Genomic DNA, 18,026 nt, shown 5'->3' on the forward strand with positions numbered 1-18,026 from the left:
CTCAGTGGCGGGCCTCGCCGAGGCCACCCCGAGCCATGTGTGCGGCACCTTGTCGAAGCACCAGCCGAGCCTTGGGGCGCGCTCCGAGATCCACAGAGCCTGGGACGCGCTTGTCGCCCCGTGTCGAGCCGTCGAGCATGAAGCAGTGATTCTTGACGAGCATCTGCGGATACGCGGCTACCAGGGACAAGCCCTCGGCGATCGTCAAGGGGTGCGGCCGCGCTCGGCGAGTACCGTGCGGGTGCCCAGCGGCGCTACCGAACGGAACTCGTCACCACGGTCGATGCCGGTCAGGAGATACACCGGCGCCTCGGGTACCTCCAGTTCCGCACGGACCCGGTACGGGGCCAGGCCCTCGTTGCCGTGATTGCGGTCGAGGATGCCCTCCTTCGTGGAGGACGGCAGACGCAGCAACGGGACGCGTGCCTCCGGCGCGATCAGGGTATCCGCCACGACGGCGAGATAGGGGAGTGTGCCCGCCTCGGCATCGGCCTCCTGGGGCAGGGCCGATGCCGCAGGCTCGAGCGGCGTGAAGAGGTCACGGAACTCGGCTTCCGTGAGGCCGGCAAGAGCGGGGTATCCCGCGGTCACGTAGGTGTCGATCTGAGCGGCAAGAGCGGTGGCGGTCAAGGCGTCTCCTCGTCGTCGGCGGCGTGCTGCGTGCCAACGCTCGGCATGCCCCGGCTGTTCCACCGTGCGGCGCGTTCACTGCCCGCGAAGTGGCAAAACCCGGGCAAAAAGTTGACTAGACTCGTGGCACGTCAGGACTTCGGTCCCGACCATGTGTGCGCCCCTAGGTGGGCGAGCGCAGCCGTCTCGGAGGCGAGCTTCTCGTCCCGTCCACCGTCCCGGCCCGCGAGGAGTAGATGTGATCGTCCTACTCGCGATGTTTGGAGCCCTGGCGCTGGCGACGCCGCTCCTCGTCAAGGTCATGGGCCGCTGGGCCTTCGCCGTCCTTGCCGCCATGCCTGGCGCGGCCGCGGTCTGGACTGCATTGCAGGCCCCTGCCGCCCTGGGGGACCATCCGCCGACCGTGAGCGTCGAGTGGATCCCGGTCTTGGGCATGGACCTGTCCTTCCGCATGGATGCGCTCGCGTGGGTGATGGCGATGCTCGTGCTCATCGTCGGCGCGCTCGTCTTGCTGTACTGCACCTGGTACTTCTCCGACGACGAGCCGGGTCTGGGGCGGTTCGCCGCCTTCCTGTTGGCCTTCGCCGGCGTGATGTTTGGCCTCGTGACCGCCGACGACATCATCGTGATGTTCATCTTCTGGGAAGCGACCAGCGTCCTGTCGTATCTGCTCATCGGGCACTACACCGCACGGCGTGAGAGCCGCGGAGCCGCGCTCCAGGCGCTCCTCGTGACCACCACCGGCGGACTCGCGATGTTCGTCGGCATCGTCATCCTCGTCGCACAGACCGGCACCACGTCGCTCACGCAGATCGTCGCCTCTCCGCCGTCGCTGACCGACCCGCTGACCATCTCTGCCGTGATGCTCGTGCTTGCGGGCGCCGTGTCCAAGAGCGCCCTGGTGCCCTTCCACTTCTGGCTGCCCGCGGCGATGGCCGCTCCGACCCCGGTCAGCGCGTACCTGCACGCAGCGGCCATGGTGAAGGCAGGCATCTACCTCATCGCGAGGTTCGCGCCCGGGTTCGCGGACGTCCCGGGGTGGCGCGGCGTGCTGGTAACGCTCGGTGTCGCCACCATGCTCGTGGGCGGCTGGCGTTCCCTGCGCCAGACCGACCTCAAACTGCTGCTCGCCTACGGCACCATCAGCCAGTTGGGCTTCCTCACTCTGGTGCTCGCCTTCGGCGAGCCCAACATCGCCCTCGCGGGGCTCACCCTGCTGGTGGGCCACGCCGCGTTCAAGGCGACCCTGTTCCTGACCGTCGGCATCATCGACCACGATGCCGGCACTCGAGACCTCCGTGAGCCTGTCCGGCATCGGACGTGCGCGCCCCGCGCTCGCGGTCATTGCCATCCTGGCCGCGGCGTCGATGGCGGGCATCCCCCGCTGCTGGGTTTCGTGGCCAAGGAGGCCGTGCTGACCTCGCTCATCGAGCAGCCTTGCGCTCACCCCGCTGTGGGGCTGGGTGGCGCTCGTGGGCGCGGTGGTCGGATCGATCTTCACGGTCGCGTACTCGGCACGTTTCGTCTGGGGAGCCTTCGCTTCCAAGCCCAAGGTTGCCTCCACGAAGATTCACCGCTCCAGCGCCGCCATCCTGGTGGCGCCGGCGCTGCTCAGTGTGTTCGGCGTCGCCACTGGTCTGGCGCCGCGCATCCTCGAGCCCTACCTCGAGCCGTACGCGGAGTCCTACGGTGAGGAGCCGACGTACCACCTGGCGCTGTGGCACGGCTTCGAGCCCGCGCTGTGGCTCACCATCGCGGTCATCGTGGTCGGTACCGCGATGTTCGTCTGGCGCGGTCCACTGCTGAGGATGCAGGGGCGCCTGCCGCGAGTGCCCGATGCGTCACGTGGGTACACCGCCTCGATCAGGGCGATCAACTGGGCCGGCCTCGTCACCTCGCGCGCGCTGCAGCGCCGCGGTCTGCCCGGCTACCTCGCGATGATCCTGGGCGTCTTCGTGTTCTCCGTGGTGGCATCGGCCATCGCCGGAGCGGACCTGGTGGGCTCCATCGTGCCGTGGGATTACCCCACGCAGGCCGTGGTCGCGGCCTTCATGATCGTCGCGGCCATCGCCTCCGCCATGGTCCGTCAGCGGTTCACCGCCGTGCTCCTCGTGGGCATGGTCGGCTACGGCATGGTGGCGCTGTTCGGCATGCACGGGGCCCCCGACCTGGCGCTTACGCAGGCTCTCGTCGAGACCGTCACGCTCGTGGTCTTCGTGCTCGTCCTGCGGCGTCTGCCGCACCGCATCGCGGAACGCAACGTGCCGCGACGCCGCCTCCTGCGTGCGGGCATCGGCATCGCCGTCGGCCTCGCCATGGCGCTCGTGGCGGTGGTCGCGCTCGGTTCGCGCACCGCGGACTCGATCTCCGCGGAGCCTGCCCGAGATGGCCCTGAACGAGGGCCACGGCCAGAACGTGGTCAACGTGCTTCTCGTGGACATCCGGGCTTGGGACACCATGGGCGAGATCTCCATGCTCGTCGCCGTCGCCACCGGCGTGGCAAGCCTCCTGTTCGTCACCGGACGCGAGGGCTCCGAGGAGCGCCTGGCGCGTCCCGGGTCAGGCATCTCGCTGCGCAGGCGCGCCGCCACCGCCGAGGTCGTCACCGAGCCAGCCGTCCCGGACGCCGTCACCAGCATCGAGACCGCCTCGTTCTCCGTGGTGGACGAGTCGCCGTCTGACTTCTCCGCTGGCGAGAACAAGGCGCCCACGCGGCGGTCGTGGCTCCTGGCGGGCCGCACCCTGTCGGCGTCGAACCGGTCAATTCTGCTCGAAGTCCTGGTGCGCTTCCTGTTCCACCCCGCCATGGTGGTGTCCGTGTACCTGCTGTTTGCCGGGCACAACTCGCCAGGCGGCGGCTTCGCGGGCGGACTGCTCGCGGGACTCGCCCTCCTCGCGCGCTACCTTGCGGGTGGCCGCTACGAGCTCGGGGAGGCCGCACCCATCGACGCCGGCAAGCCTGCTCGGCACCGGCATCCTGTTCGCCGCAGGCACCGCCGCGGGGGCGCTCGCATTCGGCATGGAGGTCCTCGAGTCGACCTGGTTCGAGTACTCGTGGGGCCCCCTCCACCTCAGTGCGGGAACCTCGACGCTGTTCGACATAGGCGTCTACCTGGTGGTGCTCGGCGTCTCCCTCGACATCCTGCGAAGCCTGGGGGCCCAGGTGGATCGCCACCAGCAGGACCGTGACTCGACCGAAGAGGAGGCCCGCGCATGAGCGCCTCGCTGTCCCTCGTCGTCGTGATGGCCGTGCTGTACGCCGCGGGCGTCTACGTACTGCTCGAGCGCTCGCTGACCCGCGTGCTGATCGGCTTCCTGCTCATCGGCAACGCCACCAACCTGCTCATCCTCATCATGAGTGGCAGGGCTGGCGACGCGCCGTTCATGACAGACGATGCCGACCCGTCCACCTTCGCCGACCCGTTGCCGCAGGCGCTGATCCTCACGGCGATCGTCATCAACTTCGGCGTCACGGCGTTCCTGCTGGCCCTGATCTACCGCTCGTGGTGGCTGGCCCGCCTGGGTGACAGCGGTGACTCGCTCGTCACGGAGCACGATGACGACGACGCGCTCGTCGACGAGGTCTTCGAGTCCTCGTCCGACGATGACGATGCGGTGGCGCAGGCGCTCGGCGCCGGCGAGGAGACCCTTCCCGAGCCCGCCCCCAAGACGCCAGGGGAGGACCGCGCATGACGCACGTGCTCGTCCCGCTCGTGGTGCTGCTCCCGCTGCTCGGCGCCGCCCTTGCGCTCGTCACCGGGCGCTTCCCGCGCCTTCAGATCCTCATCAGCACCGGCACGCTCGCCCTCGTCACGATCGTGTCGATCGTGTTGCTCGTCATGGTGGACGCCGACGGTCCCGCCGTGATCGAGGTTGGAGCATGGCCGGCGCCGTGGGGCATCGTGCTCATGGTCGACCGCCTCAGCGCGATCATGCTCGTGATCTCGTCCGTGGTGCTCCTGGCGGTGCTCCTATATGCGATCGGCCAGGGTATCGCCGACGGCGACCGTGAGACCCCCGTCTCGATCTTCCACCCCACGTATCTGATGCTCGCGGCGGGCCTCGCGGTGGCGTTCGTCGCCGGTGACCTCTTCAACCTGTACGTGGGCTTCGAGATCCTGTTGGGCGCGAGTATGTGCTGCTCACGCTCGGCGGCACCGGCGTGCGCATCAGGGCGGGCGTCACGTACATCGTGGTGTCGCTCGTGTCGTCGGTGTTCTTCCTCGCGGCCATCGGCCTTGTGTACGGCGCCACCGGCACCGTGAACATGGCTCACGTGGCCGAGCGCCTTGAGACCATCCCCGAGAGCACCGCGCTGATGCTGCACGTGATGCTCCTGCTCGCCTTTGGCATCAAGGCCGCGTTGTTCCCGATGTCGTTCTGGCTGCCGGATTCCTACCCCACGGCGCCAGCACCCGTCACCGCCGTCTTCGCGGGCTTGCTGACCAAGGTCGGTGTCTACGCGATCATCCGACTCGAGACCCTGCTGTTCCCCGACGAGGGGCCAGGCGGTGACCTCACCACACCGCTGCTGTGGATAGGCCTGCTCACGATGGTCGTGGGCATCCTCGGTGCCGCCGTCCAGGCGGATATCAAGCGACTGCTGTCCTTCACCCTGGTGAGCCACATCGGCTACATGATCTTCGGCATCGGCCTCGGCTCCCAGTTGGGACTGGCGGCGACCGTCTACTACATCGTCCACCACATCACCGTGCAGACCACACTGTTCCTTGCGGTGGGCCTGGTGGAACGCGTGGGCGACTCCACCTCGATCTCGCGCCTGTCCGGGCTGATGAAGGCGGCGCCCGCCATCGCCGTGCTGTTCCTCATCCCCGCGCTCAACCTCGGCGGCATCCCGCCGTTCTCTGGCTTCCTCGGAAAGACGGGCCTGCTGCTCGCCGGTGCCGAGGAGGGCGGTTGGGTGGTGTGGGTCGTCATCGGCGGTGCCGTCTCGACGTCGCTCATCACGCTCTACGCGCTGATGCGGGTGTGGAACCTCGCGTTCTGGCGCTCCACGGTCGAGGTGGAGGCGGGCTACCGGTCGCACCTCATCACCGACCTGGTGGAGAGCCCCGAGATCGACGTCGCGTCGAACACGGCGTCCGCCACCCCGCGCCTCATGGTCGGAGTCACCACCGCCATGGTCGCGATCACCGTGGCGCTCACCGTGTTCGCAGGCCCACTCTTCGCGCTCGCGGACCGCACCGCGCAGGAGATCGGTGAACGTGATGTGCTGATCTCCACCGTGCTGCCGCGGGAGGTGACCGATGCCGAAGCGTGACAAGATCCGCGCCGCGCGCCGGGTGCGCCGCCAGCAGATCCCGCTGCGGCTCTCGCTCGTGGTCCTGTGGGTGTTCCTGTGGGGCACCTTCGACGCGACCACGATCGTGTCGGGGATCGTCGTCGCGGCGCTCGCGCCGCTCGTGTTCTACCTGCCCCCGATCGAGACCAGCGGGCGGCTGCACGTGGGCTGGCTCCTGTGGTTCGTCGTGGTGCTCATGTGGGACATCGCGCGCTCGTCGATCACGGTCGCGGGGCAGGCGTTCGGCATCGGCTACTCGCCCAAGGAAGCGATCATCGGCGTCAAGATGCGCTCGTCGAGCGACCTCATCCTCACCGCTACCGCCGAGGCGTCGTCGCTGGTGCCCGGCACCCTCGTGGTCGACGTGGACCGTGCCGGCGGCGAACTGTTCATCCACATTCTGTGCGTGAAGGACGCCGCGCACATCGAGCGTGCCCGCCAGGAGGTCCTCGCGACCGAGGCTCGACTCATCCGCGCCGTCGGCTCCGCCGCCGACGTGCGGCGTGTCACCGGCGGCGTGCCGGGACAGCGGAAGGGGGCCACCCGATGACCGTGGTGTTGCTGGCGGCAGGAGCGATGTTCTCGTTCGCGGTGTTCGCCGCGCTCGTGCGAATCGTGCGCGGACCTTCCATTCTCGACAGGGTGATCGCGGCTGACGTGCTGACCGCCACTCTCGTGTGCTGGCTTGGAGTGTGGATGGTCGCCAACCGCGACACCACCCTGATGCCGGTGCTCATCGCCCTCGCCCTCTTCGCCGTGGTGGGCTCCGTCAGCACCGCGCGCTTCATGGTGGGTAAGGAGGAGGACTGATGCTTGTCTGGACGCCTGGCGCCCACCCGCTCGCCGATATCCTCGCCGCGGTCCTCGTGCTGCTCACTGGGGTGATGTCCCTGGCCGCAGGAGTGGGCCTCTTGCGCTTCCCCGACACCCTCCAACGGCTGCATGCGGGCGCCAAGCCACAGGTGCTCGGTGTCATCGTCATCTGCATCGCGATCGTGCTGCGTTCCCCGAGCCTGGCCCACCCTCGCGTTGGCCTCCCTGGTGGTGGTCTTCCAGATGCTCACGCAGCCCATCGCGGCCCACATGGTGGGGCGCGCCGCCTACCGCGACGAGCACCTGGACCGCGCCTGCTGGTGGTCGACGAACTGGCCGATGACGTTCGCGCCGCGGATCGTGCCGCCGACCGTGCGGCGAACCGCGCGGCGGGCCATCCGCAGGGCAAGCGCCACGGCAGGGACCAGCGCCGCTGACACCCGTCCCGTGCTACTAGGCTGGCCCTCATGCGCATTCTGGTCACGGTCAAGCACGTCCCCGACCTTCAGTCGCAGCGGTCCTTCACCGAGGGCCGCGTGACCCGCAACGGGGACGACGGCACGATGAACGAACTGGACGAGAACGCCGTCGAGGCGGCCCTCCAGGCTCGTCGAGGCGGCAGGCGAAGGCGAGGTGTACGCCCTCACGGTGGGCGGCCCCGATGCCGTCGCCGCGGTCCGCAAGGCGCTCCAGTTGGGCGTCCACCACGCGATCCACGTCTGTGACGAGGCGATCGCCGATTCCGATGTGTTCGGCACCGCGAAGGTCATCGCCGCAGCGGTCCGCAAGGTTCACGACGAGGCTCCGCTCGACCTGGTGATCACCGGCATGGCGGCACTGGACGGACTGACTTCCATGCTGCCCACGGCGCTGGCGGCCGAGCCTGGACTGGTCGCAGGCGACCCTCGCATCGGCCCTGTCGGTGTCCGACGGTGAGGTCACCATCGAGCGCCACCTGCCTGATGCCCACGAGACGCTCGTCGCGCCCCTGCCCGCGGTGGTCTCCGTGACCGACGAGGCGAACAAGCCGCGCTACCCCAACTTCAAGGCTCATCATGGCGGCCCGCAAGGCGCCCGTCACGCAGTGGTCGCTCGCCGACCTCGGCGTGGACGCCGCGACCGTCGGCAAGGCCGCGGCGCGCACGGTCGTGGTCGATGCGTCGCCGCGCCCGCCGCGAGCGAACCGCGTGAAGATCACCGATACCGGGGACGCTGGCACCCAGGCTCGCCGACTTCCTCATCGAGAAGGGACTCGCATGACCACCGTTGCCGTCCTCGTCGACCACCGCGACGGCGTGGTCACCCGCCCCTCGCTGGAGGCCCTGACGCTCGCGCGTTCGCTCGGCACGCCCGTCGCCGTGTGGCTCGGTGCGGTTCCCGCGGCCGATGCCGTGGCGCTCCTGGGCGAGTACGGCGCCGCCGAGGTGCGCGTCGTGGACGCCGCCGATGCTCGCATCGCCTCTCAGGCGGCGGCCGCCCTCGGCGCGGCGTCCGCAGACGCTGACGTGGTGCTCGTTATTTCCACGTTCGTCACCAAGGAGATCGCGACGCGCCTAGCGCTCGCCACGGGAGCCGGCGTGGTGGTCGATGCCGCCGGAGCCAACCTGGTGGACGGCAAGGTTGAGGCGTTCCAGACGGTGTTTGCCGCCACCTGGGATGTGCGCACCCGCATCGAGTCCGACAAGGCCATCGTCGGCATTCGCCCGAACACCACGCTCGCGGTGCCCGCGGACGCTCCCGCGGCTGCGACCGTGGTGGAGGTGGCGGTCGAGCTTCCGACCACCCGCGAGCGCATCTCGCACGTGGAGCCCGTGGCCCAGGCCGAGGGCGTGCCGCTCGCCGAGGCGCCCGTGGTGGTGTCCGGCGGTCGCGGCACCGGCGGTGACTACGCGCTCGTATCGGAGCTCGCCGACCTGCTCGGTGGAGCGGTGGGCGCGTCCCGCGACGCTACCGACGAGGGCTGGATCAGCCACGAGCACATGGTGGGCCAGACCGGTACCACGGTCACCCCCGCGCTCTACGTGGCAGCCGGCATTTCCGGCGCCGTGCACCACCGTGGTGGCATGCAGGCGTCCGGCACCATCGTGTGCATCAACATGGACCCCGAGGCGCCCATCTTCGAGATCTCCGACTTCGGTGTGGTGGGGTCGCTGTTCGACGTGCTCCCGCAGGCCATCGCGCGGATCAAGGAACACCGCGGGGCCTAACCCCGCTGAGAACTCGGCCCCGGCCACCCGCGAGGGTGACCGGGGCCGAGGTGCGTCTGGACGCGGGTCTGGCTGCTACCGGGTGTGCCTGGCACGGCGCTACGCGCGCGTGTCGATGGACAGGCCGAGCTCTTCCCAGCGCTCGACCTCGTCGGCGAGCGCCGCAGCCTTCGCCGCACCCTGCGTGAGCGCGTGCCTGCCCGCCAGCAGGTGCAGCGGGGGAGCGTCGAGGTCCGCGATGTGCACCATCACCCGTGCGAGCGCGTCCGGGTCGCCCGGCTGGTTGCCCGGCAGGTGGTCGATGCGCTCCCAGTACGGCTGCATCACCTCGGCGTAGTCGGGGTGAATCTCGCGCTGCTTGGCTCCCGAAGGGATCCACTGCGACAGCACGGGGCCTGGCTCAAGGATCGAGACCTTGATGCCCAGGTGCGCGACCTCCTTGGCAAGTGACTCCATGAAGCCGGAGATGGCCCACTTGGAGGCGCAGTAGTAGCCCATGCCCGCCGAGCCGCGCACTCCCGCGATCGAGGACACCGTGATGATGTGGCCCGCGCGGCGTTCGCGCAAATGAGGCAGCAGCGCGGTGGTCAGATCCGCGGCACCCCAGAAGTTGGTGTCCATCACTCGCCGCGCCTCGGCGGGGTCGGATTCCTCGATGGTGGAGAAGTAGCCGATGCCCGCGTTGTTCACCAGCACGTCGATGGGCCCCGCGTCGGTGGCGGCCGCGACGGCGGAGGCGATCGACGCCGGCGAGGTGACATCGAGGGCGAGCGCCGTGACCGTCTCGGGATGCGCCGCGACAAGGTCGTCGAGCGTGTCGGGACGCCGCGCGGTCGCGATCACCGTGTGCCCAGCCGAGGCGGCAGCCTCGACGGTCGCGCGGCCGATGCCGGTGGAGCAGCCGGAGATAAACCAGGTGGCCATGATGTCCTTCCGTCGGTCTGTGTCACCAGCCTACGGCGCTGGGCAACATGGGTGACATCGACTGTTTACGGAGATTTATCCGATTCGCCAGGCATCTGAGAACCCGCGTCGCTAACGTGAAGGGCACGTCTACTGCCAGGGAGTTTTCTATGCGTCTTCGCGTTCCCGCCGTTGCTGCACTGTCGCTGATCGGGGTGAGCGCGTTCGTCGCTGCCCCCGCTCAGGCAGCCGATGGCACAGTCTTTGCCGACGACCTTTTCATCTCCGAGTACGTCGAGGGAGGGGGCTTTAACAAGGCCCTCGAGATCTACAACGGCACCGATGCCGAGGTTGACCTCTCCGCCTACTCGATCGAGCCGTATCAGAACGGCACCACCACCCGCTCCGCGAGCATCGGTCTCGACGGCACGCTGGCGGCGGGCGACACGTACGTGGTGGCGAGCAATAACACCACGAGCACCAACGACGTGGCCGCGCTCGCGGACCTCACGTCCGGCTCCATCCAGTGGAACGGCGACGACGCCGTCACGCTGGTCAAGGCGGGCCAGATCATCGACGTCATGGGCATCATCGGCGAGCGGCCCTCGTGGGGCACCGACGTCACTCTGGTGCGTGACGCCGCCGTCTGCGCAGGCGTCACCACCTACGACGCATCGCAGTGGGACAGCCTTGCCAAGGACACCGTGACGGGCCTCGGCACGCACGAGTCGGTCTGCGGTCCCGCGGGTACCACCGGCCCCGGCGACGGTGACGGTGATGGCGATGGCGACGGAGACGGCGAGGTCACTCCCATCGGCGCCGTGCAGGGCGCTACCGACACCTCGCCGAGCGCGGGCCAGGAGGTCACCGTGGAGGGCGTCGTGGTCGGCGACTACCAGGGTGCCTCGAGCGCGGGAGCGCTGCGCGGCTTCTACGTGCAGAGCCGCGATGGCGAGCACGATGACGACCCGGCGACCTCGGAGGCGATCTTCGTCTTCAACGCGGGCGCCGACGAGGTCGACCTCGGTGACGAGGTGTCCGTGACGGGGGCTGTCGCCGAGTACCAGGGCCAGACCCAGATTGCGAACGCCGCCGTCGAGACGCTGTCCACGGGCGCCGAGGTGACGCCCACCGAGGTGTCGCTGCCGTTCACGGATGCCGCCGAGGCCGAGCGCTACGAGGGCATGCTTGTCACGTTCCCTGGTGAACTCACTGTGACCGAGATCTACCTGTTGGGTCGCTTCAACGAGGTGACGCTGTCCGGCATCGGCAAGGCTCGACCAGCCCACCGCCGTGGTGGAGCCGGGAGCCGAGGCCGCCGCGCTGCAGGCCAGCAACAACCTCGCCAAGATCAAGGTCGATGACGCCGTCAACCTCCAGAACGTGGACCCGATGGGCCGCGGCGGGGAGGCGCTCAGCGCCGAGAACACGCTCCGTGGTGGCGACACCGTCACCGGACTAACGGGTGTCATGACGTACACCTGGTCGGGCAACTCCGCCTCGGGCAACGCGTGGCGCGTGCGCCCCGTGAGCGCCGAGGCGGCAACGCCGGACTTCCAGGTGACCAACGCGCGACCGACCGCCGCGCCCGAGGTGGGCGGCGACATCAAGGTGGCAGCCTTCAACGTCCTCAACTACTTCCTCACCACGGACAGCGGCACCGTCTGCGGCCCCGAGGGCTTCAAGCAGGAGTGCCGCGGCGCGGACAGCGCCGAGGAACTCGACCGTCAGACGACCAAGGCTCGTCGAGGCGCTGGTGGCCCTCGACGCTGACGTGATCGGCATGGCCGAGCCTCGAGAACACCACCGGAGTGGAGCCGCTGGCGGCGCTGGCCGAGGCGATGAATGCCGCGACCGACACCGACTCGTGGTCCTACGTCGACACCGGCATCGTCGGCACCGACACGATCAGGGTGGGTTTCCTGTACGACTCGGCGGCGGTCAGCGAGGTCGGCGACTTCGCCGTCCTCGACAACTCGGTGGACCCGTCGTTCGATGACGACAACAACCGCCCGTCCGTGGCTCAGACGTTTGAGGACGAGGCGGGGGAGACCTTCACGGTGGTCGCCAACCACTGGAAGTCGAAGGGCTCCTGCCCGAGCTCCGGCGTGAACGCCGATGCGGGTGATGGCGCGAGCCTGCTGGAACGGTGCCCGGACCGCGGCCGCCGAGTCGCTCGTGGCCTGGCTCGACACGCACCCGACGGGCGTGGAGGACGATGACTACATCGTCACCGGCGACCTGAACTCGTACGGCCAGGAAGACCCGATCCAGGTGCTGCGCGACGCAGGCTACGTTGAGCCTCGGCGAGGACTACTCGTACGTGTTCGACGGCCAGTGGGGCTCGCTCGACTACGCCTTCGCCTCGGCGTCGATGTCCGCCCAGGTGACGGGCGCCGAGCACGTCCACATCAACGCGGACGAGCCGAGCGTTCTCGACTACAACACCGACTTCAAGTCGGCGTCGCAGATCGAGTCGCTGTACGCACCGGACATGTACCGTACGTCCGACCACGACCCGGCGCTCATCGGCCTGTCTCTCGGTGACGGGGAAACGCCAGCCGAGACCACGACCGTCCAAGTGTTGGGCACCAACGACTTCCACGGCCGCATCCTGCCCAACTTCGCCTCGGGCGAGGCGGGCGCCGCGGTCATGGCGGGCGCGGTCGACCAGGCTCCAGTCCGAGGACCCCAACTCGGTATTCGCCGCGGCTGGCGACCTCATTGGCGCCTCGTCCTTCGCGAGCTCCGTGGCACAGGACAAGCCCACCATCGACGTGCTGAACGCCATGGGCCTCGACGTGTCCGCGGTGGGTAACCACGAGTTCGACCAGGGCTACGACGACCTCACCGAGCGGGTCATGAACCCGGACGCGGAGATGGGCGGCGCCACCTGGGAGTACCTCGGTGCCAATGTCCGTCTCCCGGATGGTTCGGCGGCGCTGCCCGAGACGTGGATGGCGACGTTCGACAACGGCACCGCGGACGAGTCGGACGATGTCCGCATCGGCTTCACCGGCGTCGTCACCGACGAGACCCCCACCTTGGTGTCGCCTGCTGGCATCGAGGGCCTCACCTTCGAGTCCGAGGCGGTGGCGGCCAACCGCTCCGCCGCGGTCCTTCAGGAGGAGGGCGCCGACGCGATCGTGCTGCTGGTTCACGAGGGCGCTCCCTCGTCGGAGTACGCGGACGCCGTCGATACGAGCAACGACTTTGGCGCGATGCTCGCAGACCTCGACGACTCCATCGACGCGGTCATCTCCGGCCACACCCACATGCTGTACGACCACGAGGTTCCCGTGGCCGGCTGGACGGACCGAGACTTCGGCCGCCCCGTAGTCTCCTCGGGCCAGTACGGCATGAACCTCAACGAGCCTGGTCTTCGAGTTCGACAACACCACCGGTGAACTCGCGGGCATCGACACCCGCGTGGTCGACCTCACCGAGACCCGCCAGGTGGACCCGGAATGCGAGGCCAAGGAGTCGGAGCCCTGCGCCACCGAACCCGTGTTCGCCGCCGACCCCGAGGTTCAGGCCATCGTGGACGCCGCCTCCGAGGCCTCTGAGGAGCCTCGGTGCGCGCGTCATCGGCGAGGTCAGCGAGCCGCTGTACCGGGCCCGCACGGCCACCGGCGTCCCCGGGTCCAGCCGTGGCGCCGAGTCGACCCTCGGCAACGCCGTGGCCGACGTCCAGGCTCTGGGCCACCCGTGACAACGGCGCGCAGATCGCGTTCATGAACCCCGGCGGCCTGCGCGCCGATCTGCTCGGGACCGCCGCTGGCACGGGTACCTACCCGTCGCCCGTGACCTACCGACAGGCGTACGACGTGCAGCCGTTCGGCAACACCCTGACGACGATGACCCTCACGGGCCAGCAGATCGCCAGCGTGCTCGAGGAGCAGTGGCAGCCGGGCGAGACCCGGCCGTTCCTCGCTCGGTGTGTCCGAGGGCTTCGAGTACACCTATGACCCCGACGCCGCCGAGGGCGAGCACGTCCTTCAGATGTGGCTTGACGGCGAGCGGGTGGATCTCGACGCGGAGTACACGATCGTCACCAACTCGTTCCTCGCGAGCGGCGGCGACGGCTTCTCCACCTTCGCGGACGGTGCCAACGCCACCGATACGGCGCGTGTGGACTCCGACATCATGGTGGGCTACCTCGCCGCGAACGGATCGCTGGGCACCTTGTACGACCAGCGCGCCATCGGCGTCAACACGGAGTCGCTGACGGTCGGCGCGGGCGACGAGCCTCACGTTCGACCTGTCCTCGCTGATGTTCACCGGTGCGCCCGACAAGGTGGACCAGAACGTCGTCGTGTCCCTCGACGGCACCGAGTTGGGGACCTTCCCGGTGACCAACACGCTGCCCACCGACCTGTTCGATGAGCAGGGCACCGCGACGGCAACCGTCACGATCCCGGCCGATGCCGAGGGCGAGACGGTCCTCACCGTCGAGGGCGACGTGACGGGAACCTCCTTCCCGATCGCGCTCACCGTCGAGGGTGCCGAGCCCGTCGAGCGGGTCTGCAAGGTCTCGTATGACATTCACGGTCAGTGGCCCGGCGGGTTCATCTCGCAGGCTGTGGATCACCAACACCGGTGAGGAGACCATCAACGGCTGGGAGTTGGGCTGGGAGTTCACGGCGGGCGAGAAGGTCGGCAACGGCTGGTCCGGCGTGTGGAGCCAGGACGGCGCGGCCGTCACGGTCGACTCGATGCCGTGGAATGGCACCCTGCGTCCCGGCCAGTCGGTGACGATCGGCTTCGTGGGTCAGTCCTCGGTCAACGCCACGGACGTCACGGAGTTCACGCTCAACGGCGAGGCCTGCACGGCCTCCTAACCACGCACGGAGGGCCGATGCGGATGGCGACATCCGCATCGGCCCTCCGTCGTGTCTAGGGCTTGTACAGCGGGTCCGATGGCCCGCCGTAGCCGGGGTTGCCGAGCGTCGTGAAGCCGCCCTCGTGGTCGGACGGCTGGTAGCGCTGGAAGAACGACTGCGAGTGCTCCATGCCGCGCTGCTGTGCCATCACCCAGACCGCGTCGAAGCGTCCCTCCTCGAGGGTGACGAAGCCGTCGAAGCAGACGGCGATGAGTTCGGCACTGGACTCGCGCAGGTGGGCGCGTGCATGGATGAGGCTGTCCTCAAGCGTGTCGGAGGCGAACCGTGCCATGGTGCGTTTGCCGTCGGCTGCCTCCTCGACCGCGAACGCGACCACGGGGCCGTCGGGGGCCGACGCAATGCCGTGATCGAGGGTGAGGAGGGCCAGTTGGTGCAGGCGCTGGCTGCCGGGAATCTCGGTCATGCGGCCACGGTATCGCGGCGCTTCCTACACTGGACGCCGTGACCTACCTCGACCACGCCGCCACCACGCCGATGCTGCCCGCGGCACGCGAGGCGTGGCTCGAGGCGTCCGCGCAGGTGGGCAACGCCTCAGCCCTGCACGGCGCGGGGCGCAGGGCACGCGCGATCGTCGAGGAGGCGCGCGAGCGGCTGGCCCTCGCGCTCGGCGCCCATCCCACCGAGGTGATCTGGACCTCGGGAGGCACGGAGGCGGACAACCTCGCCCTCAAGGGTCTGTACTGGGCGCGGCGAGACCACGATGCGGCGCTCACGCGGGTCGTGACGAGCGCGATCGAACACCACGCCGGCCTCGATCCCGTGCGCTGGCTCGCGGCACACGAGGGTGCCGATGCCGTCGAGGTCGGGGTGGACGCGGCGGGCGTCGTCGACGTCGCGGGCGTCGCCGCGGCGCTCGCGGACGCTCCCACCGCGCTCGTGAGCGTCATGTGGGCAAACAACGAGGTGGGCACCGTGCAGCCCGTGGCCGAGGTGGTGGCAGCCGCCGCACGCCACGGTGTTCCCGTGCACTCGGACGCGATCCAGGCGGTGGGGCACCTTCCCCTCCATTTCGCGGACTCCGGGCTCGCGACGCTCGCGCTGTCCGCACACAAGGTGGGCGGCCCCGTGGGGGTGGGGGCGCTGCTGGTGCGCCGCGACGCGCGCCTGACGCCCGTGGTGCACGGCGGGGGACAGGAACGCTCCGTCCGGTCGGGCACCCTCGACCCCGCAGGCGCGATCGCGGCGGCCGTCGCCGTCGAGGAAGCGGTGGCGGCGATGGAAGGCGAGGCCGCGCGCCTGCGCGCCCTGCAAGCGGACCTCGAGGCGCGCATCGGCTCCGCCGTCGACCGGGTGACCGTCTCCGGGCCGCCGCCGGGGCCAGGGCGGCTGCCAGGCATCGTGCACCTGGTGGCGCCGGGAGCGGCGGGTGAGGCGATGCTGTACGTCCTCGACAGTCATGGCGTCGAGGTCTCGAACGGTTCCGCATGCGTGGCGGGAGTGGTGCAAGCCAGTCATGTGGTCGCGGCCATGGGCAGATCGGACGCGGACGCAGCGTCGACCTTACGTATCTCGATGGGAGCCACCACCACGGCGGACGACCTCGACGCCCTGATGGCGGTGCTGCCCGACGCCGTCGCTCGGGCGCGAAGGGTCGCGAACCGATAACATCCCTGGTTCTCGCCGTGCACTGCGGCTGACGCCGTCGTACGTTGAAACCATGAGGATCCTGCTGGCGGGAGCGACGGGCGTCATCGGCGCGCGGCTCGTGCCGCTCATGATCGGGGCCGGCCACGAGGTCGTGGGCATCACTCGCACCCCGTCCAAGGCTGCGCTCCTCGCGGCGGCGGGGGCCACTCCCATCGTCGCGGATGTGATGGACAGGGCGGCCATGCTCACCCTCGCCCATGAACACCACCCCGACCTGGTCATGCATCAGGCCACCAACCTGCCCGACCGGAAGTCGGCGTTGTTGCTCAAGGCTCGAGGCCTCGGTCGCGTGCGGACCGTGGGAACCGATGCGCTCGTCGCCGCCGCATCGGCCGTCGACGCTCGGGTGATGGCCCAGTCGGTGGCCTTTCCCCTGCCGGGGCTCGCGCAGCGGGCCGTGGACTACCTCGAGGCGGCCGTCGATTCCGTGGACGGGCTCACCATCCGGTACGGGCTGTTCTACGGGCCCGGCACGTGGACGGAACAGGCTCCGCGAAGCGACCACCGCGTGCACATCGACACCGCTGCGGCCGCCACCATGGAGGCTTCTCGACGCGCCCGGAGGGGTGGTCGAGGTGCGCGACGAGGGTGTTACTCGGCTGAGATGAGGCCCCGGTCGACGGCCTCGATGAGCGCGGCCTTCGCGTTCACGATGCCGTTGCCGAGACCGGCGCGCCCGTCCGGGTTGTCGGCGGTCTCGGTGATGAGGTCGATGACTTCCTCACTCGGGACGCCTGCCGAGATGAGCCTGGGCCGCCACGCCCGCCACGAGAGGGGCGGCCATCGACGTGCCTGCCATCGTGGCGTAGCCGTCCGAGCCCTCGGGGAACATTGTGGTGGGGTAGGTGGGCACCGTCGAGAGGATGTCGACCCCCGGCGCCGCGACCGCGCGCGCGTCGCCCACGTTCGAGAAGTACGCGGCCGCGCCCGCCTTGTTCGACGCATTGACCACGAGGACGTGCACGCCGAAGCGGTACTGCTGACCCACCTCGCCCGCGTTGCCCGAGGCGGCGACCACCACCACGCCCGCCTCGTCGGCACGGGTGATCGCGTCGTTGACGGGGCCGCCCTTCTCGATGCGGCCCAGCAAGCCCGTCTCGTCGAGCGACAGGTTGATGACGTCCGCGCCGTGCTCGACGGCCCAGTCGATGCCTTCGGCGATCGACTCGTTCGAGCCGGCGCCGTCGGCGTTCAACGCGCGGATGGGCATGATCTTGGCCAGCGGCGCTGCGCCGATGGTGCCGTAGTCGTTGGCCGCGGCGGCAGCGATGCCCGCAACGTGCGTGCCGTGGCCGTTCTCGTCCTTGGCCTTACGGTCGCCATCGACGAGGTCGATGCCGCGCACCATCTGGCGGCGGAGGTCCCGGTGGCCGTCGTCCACACCCGTGTCGACGATCGCGATGACCACGCCGTCGCCCGTCGCGTACTCCCACGAATCACGTGACCCCACGGCGTCCAGACCCCACTGTTCGTCGACGCGCGGATCCTGCGCGTTGACGGGGTCGGACGATGCCGCGCACGAAGACAACAGGACGGCGCCGAGAATGACGGCGGTAGCAGGCAGGATGCGACGCATGGCGGATATTGTTCCACGCCTGGGTGACCTGCGGGGGGCTATCG

Annotated in this window: 19 protein-coding genes and 9 pseudogenes; 23 read left to right on the top strand and 5 right to left on the bottom strand. The window is 69.3% G+C overall.

Annotated features, from left to right (window positions below):
* Positions 1-48: 48 nt before the first annotated feature.
* Both QQK48_RS20180 and QQK48_RS12900 read right to left on the bottom strand, forming a co-directional pair.
* Positions 49-171, bottom strand: a pseudogene (locus tag QQK48_RS20180) (hypothetical protein); the annotation flags it as partial.
* Positions 158-693 (bottom strand): annotated as a pseudogene (locus QQK48_RS12900) (DUF5701 family protein); the annotation flags it as partial. The pseudogenes QQK48_RS20180 and QQK48_RS12900, both read right to left, overlap by 14 nt.
* A gap of 175 nt (positions 694-868) precedes the next feature.
* Here QQK48_RS12900 and QQK48_RS12905 point away from each other — a divergent pair.
* The 12 genes and pseudogenes from QQK48_RS12905 (at position 869) to QQK48_RS12970 (ending at position 8,952) form a co-directional block, all read left to right on the top strand.
* The gene (locus tag QQK48_RS12905; RefSeq protein WP_284328709.1) at positions 869-2,323 is read left to right on the top strand and encodes a proton-conducting transporter transmembrane domain-containing protein; all 1,455 of its coding nucleotides are present in this window, start codon (positions 869-871) and stop codon (positions 2,321-2,323) included.
* A 385-nt stretch (positions 2,324-2,708) separates the two neighbouring features.
* Positions 2,709-2,810, top strand: a pseudogene (locus tag QQK48_RS20185) (hydrogenase subunit MbhD domain-containing protein); the annotation flags it as partial.
* 205 nt (positions 2,811-3,015) lie between these two features.
* A pseudogene (gene mbhE / locus QQK48_RS22520) lies at positions 3,016-3,847 on the top strand (hydrogen gas-evolving membrane-bound hydrogenase subunit E).
* On the top strand, positions 3,844-4,323 hold the full coding sequence (locus QQK48_RS12925; RefSeq protein ID WP_284328711.1) for a Na(+)/H(+) antiporter subunit C: 480 nt from the start codon (positions 3,844-3,846) through the stop codon (positions 4,321-4,323). The pseudogene mbhE and the gene QQK48_RS12925 overlap by 4 nt, the downstream one beginning before the upstream one ends.
* Positions 4,320-5,911 (top strand): annotated as a pseudogene (locus QQK48_RS12930) (Na+/H+ antiporter subunit D). The gene QQK48_RS12925 and the pseudogene QQK48_RS12930 overlap by 4 nt, the downstream one beginning before the upstream one ends.
* Positions 5,898-6,482 carry a Na+/H+ antiporter subunit E gene (locus tag QQK48_RS12935; RefSeq protein WP_284328712.1) on the top strand — a complete coding sequence of 195 codons (585 nt, stop codon included), beginning with the start codon at positions 5,898-5,900 and terminating at the stop codon, positions 6,480-6,482. The pseudogene QQK48_RS12930 and the gene QQK48_RS12935 overlap by 14 nt, the downstream one beginning before the upstream one ends.
* Entirely contained in the window at positions 6,479-6,742 is a 264-nt protein-coding gene (locus QQK48_RS12940) for an MrpF/PhaF family protein (protein WP_284328713.1), read from the top strand. The genes QQK48_RS12935 and QQK48_RS12940 overlap by 4 nt, the downstream gene beginning before the upstream one ends.
* A 74-nt stretch (positions 6,743-6,816) precedes the next feature.
* Positions 6,817-7,285, top strand: a pseudogene (mnhG, locus tag QQK48_RS20195) (monovalent cation/H(+) antiporter subunit G).
* Complete coding sequence (locus tag QQK48_RS12955; protein WP_284329474.1) at positions 7,213-7,470, top strand: hypothetical protein; 258 nt, start codon at positions 7,213-7,215, stop codon at positions 7,468-7,470. Before mnhG ends, QQK48_RS12955 begins: the two are co-directional and overlap by 73 nt.
* The gene (locus QQK48_RS12960; protein ID WP_284328715.1) at positions 7,379-7,681 is read left to right on the top strand and encodes a hypothetical protein; all 303 of its coding nucleotides are present in this window, start codon (positions 7,379-7,381) and stop codon (positions 7,679-7,681) included. Before QQK48_RS12955 ends, QQK48_RS12960 begins: the two co-directional genes overlap by 92 nt.
* Positions 7,668-7,745: pseudogene (locus QQK48_RS12965) on the top strand (hypothetical protein); the annotation flags it as partial. The gene QQK48_RS12960 and the pseudogene QQK48_RS12965, both read left to right, overlap by 14 nt.
* Before the next feature lie 55 nt (positions 7,746-7,800).
* Positions 7,801-8,952, top strand: coding sequence for an FAD-binding protein (locus tag QQK48_RS12970; RefSeq protein WP_284328716.1), 1,152 nt, complete (start codon positions 7,801-7,803; stop codon positions 8,950-8,952).
* 99 nt (positions 8,953-9,051) lie between these two features.
* Here the strand turns inward: QQK48_RS12970 and QQK48_RS12975 are convergent, their stop codons facing one another.
* Positions 9,052-9,876 (bottom strand): SDR family NAD(P)-dependent oxidoreductase, encoded by an 825-nt coding sequence (locus QQK48_RS12975; protein WP_284328717.1) that lies wholly within the window; start codon positions 9,874-9,876, stop codon positions 9,052-9,054.
* A 47-nt stretch (positions 9,877-9,923) separates the two neighbouring features.
* Here QQK48_RS12975 and QQK48_RS12980 point away from each other — a divergent pair, with 47 nt between their 5' ends.
* From QQK48_RS12980 to QQK48_RS13020, 9 genes and pseudogenes are all read left to right on the top strand, one after another.
* On the top strand, positions 9,924-11,219 hold the full coding sequence (locus tag QQK48_RS12980; RefSeq protein WP_284328718.1) for a lamin tail domain-containing protein: 1,296 nt from the start codon (positions 9,924-9,926) through the stop codon (positions 11,217-11,219).
* Entirely contained in the window at positions 11,149-11,628 is a 480-nt protein-coding gene (locus QQK48_RS12985; RefSeq protein WP_284328719.1) for a hypothetical protein, read from the top strand. Before QQK48_RS12980 ends, QQK48_RS12985 begins: the two co-directional genes overlap by 71 nt.
* Positions 11,629-11,666: 38 nt before the next feature.
* Positions 11,667-12,077, top strand: coding sequence for a hypothetical protein (locus tag QQK48_RS12990; protein ID WP_284328720.1), 411 nt, complete (start codon positions 11,667-11,669; stop codon positions 12,075-12,077).
* Positions 12,078-12,151: 74 nt separating this feature from the next.
* Positions 12,152-12,673: a hypothetical protein gene (locus QQK48_RS12995; RefSeq protein WP_284329475.1), complete on the top strand. Its 522-nt coding sequence runs from the start codon at positions 12,152-12,154 to the stop codon at positions 12,671-12,673.
* Entirely contained in the window at positions 12,579-13,262 is a 684-nt protein-coding gene (locus QQK48_RS13000) for a metallophosphoesterase (protein WP_284329399.1), read from the top strand. Before QQK48_RS12995 ends, QQK48_RS13000 begins: the two co-directional genes overlap by 95 nt.
* Positions 13,263-13,284: 22 nt before the next feature.
* Positions 13,285-13,593 carry a hypothetical protein gene (locus tag QQK48_RS13005; protein WP_284328721.1) on the top strand — a complete coding sequence of 103 codons (309 nt, stop codon included), beginning with the start codon at positions 13,285-13,287 and terminating at the stop codon, positions 13,591-13,593.
* Positions 13,590-14,241 (top strand): annotated as a pseudogene (locus QQK48_RS13010) (5'-nucleotidase C-terminal domain-containing protein). Before QQK48_RS13005 ends, QQK48_RS13010 begins: the two are co-directional and overlap by 4 nt.
* Entirely contained in the window at positions 14,207-14,458 is a 252-nt protein-coding gene (locus QQK48_RS13015; RefSeq protein WP_284328722.1) for a hypothetical protein, read from the top strand. The pseudogene QQK48_RS13010 and the gene QQK48_RS13015 overlap by 35 nt, the downstream one beginning before the upstream one ends.
* Positions 14,394-14,696, top strand: a complete 303-nt coding sequence (locus QQK48_RS13020; RefSeq protein ID WP_284328723.1) for a cellulose binding domain-containing protein — start codon at positions 14,394-14,396, stop codon at positions 14,694-14,696. Before QQK48_RS13015 ends, QQK48_RS13020 begins: the two co-directional genes overlap by 65 nt.
* A 55-nt stretch (positions 14,697-14,751) precedes the next feature.
* Here QQK48_RS13020 and QQK48_RS13025 read toward each other — a convergent pair whose 3' ends face one another.
* Positions 14,752-15,162, bottom strand: coding sequence for a hypothetical protein (locus QQK48_RS13025; protein ID WP_284328724.1), 411 nt, complete (start codon positions 15,160-15,162; stop codon positions 14,752-14,754).
* 38 nt (positions 15,163-15,200) lie between these two features.
* Between QQK48_RS13025 and QQK48_RS13030 the strand changes: the two genes are divergently transcribed.
* Complete coding sequence (locus QQK48_RS13030) at positions 15,201-16,364, top strand: cysteine desulfurase family protein (RefSeq protein WP_284328725.1); 1,164 nt, start codon at positions 15,201-15,203, stop codon at positions 16,362-16,364.
* Between the two features lie 109 nt (positions 16,365-16,473).
* Positions 16,474-16,692, top strand: a pseudogene (locus QQK48_RS21940) (NAD-dependent epimerase/dehydratase family protein); the annotation flags it as partial.
* A gap of 435 nt (positions 16,693-17,127) precedes the next feature.
* Here the strand turns inward: QQK48_RS21940 and QQK48_RS13035 are convergent.
* Complete coding sequence (locus QQK48_RS13035) at positions 17,128-17,982, bottom strand: S8 family serine peptidase (protein WP_284328726.1); 855 nt, start codon at positions 17,980-17,982, stop codon at positions 17,128-17,130.
* Positions 17,983-18,026: the final 44 nt, after the last annotated feature.

Source organism: Demequina litorisediminis (genome assembly GCF_030161615.1).
Lineage (GTDB): Bacteria > Actinomycetota > Actinomycetes > Actinomycetales > Demequinaceae > Demequina > Demequina litorisediminis.

Bases quoted from the DNA above. Each gene is read 5' to 3' on its own strand.
- QQK48_RS12925 (WP_284328711.1), top strand. From the start codon at position 3,844: ATGAGCGCCTCGCTGTCCCTCGTCGTCGTGATGGCCGTGCTGTACGCC.
- QQK48_RS12935 (WP_284328712.1), top strand. From the start codon at position 5,898: ATGCCGAAGCGTGACAAGATCCGCGCCGCGCGCCGGGTGCGCCGCCAG.
- QQK48_RS12940 (WP_284328713.1), top strand. From the start codon at position 6,479: ATGACCGTGGTGTTGCTGGCGGCAGGAGCGATGTTCTCGTTCGCGGTG.
- QQK48_RS12955 (WP_284329474.1), top strand. From the start codon at position 7,213: ATGCGCATTCTGGTCACGGTCAAGCACGTCCCCGACCTTCAGTCGCAG.
- QQK48_RS12970 (WP_284328716.1), top strand. From the start codon at position 7,801: ATGGCGGCCCGCAAGGCGCCCGTCACGCAGTGGTCGCTCGCCGACCTC.
- QQK48_RS12975 (WP_284328717.1), bottom strand. From the start codon at position 9,876: ATGGCCACCTGGTTTATCTCCGGCTGCTCCACCGGCATCGGCCGCGCG.
- QQK48_RS12980 (WP_284328718.1), top strand. From the start codon at position 9,924: ATGGGTGACATCGACTGTTTACGGAGATTTATCCGATTCGCCAGGCAT.
- QQK48_RS13020 (WP_284328723.1), top strand. From the start codon at position 14,394: ATGACATTCACGGTCAGTGGCCCGGCGGGTTCATCTCGCAGGCTGTGG.
- QQK48_RS13025 (WP_284328724.1), bottom strand. From the start codon at position 15,162: ATGACCGAGATTCCCGGCAGCCAGCGCCTGCACCAACTGGCCCTCCTC.
- QQK48_RS13035 (WP_284328726.1), bottom strand. From the start codon at position 17,982: ATGCGTCGCATCCTGCCTGCTACCGCCGTCATTCTCGGCGCCGTCCTG.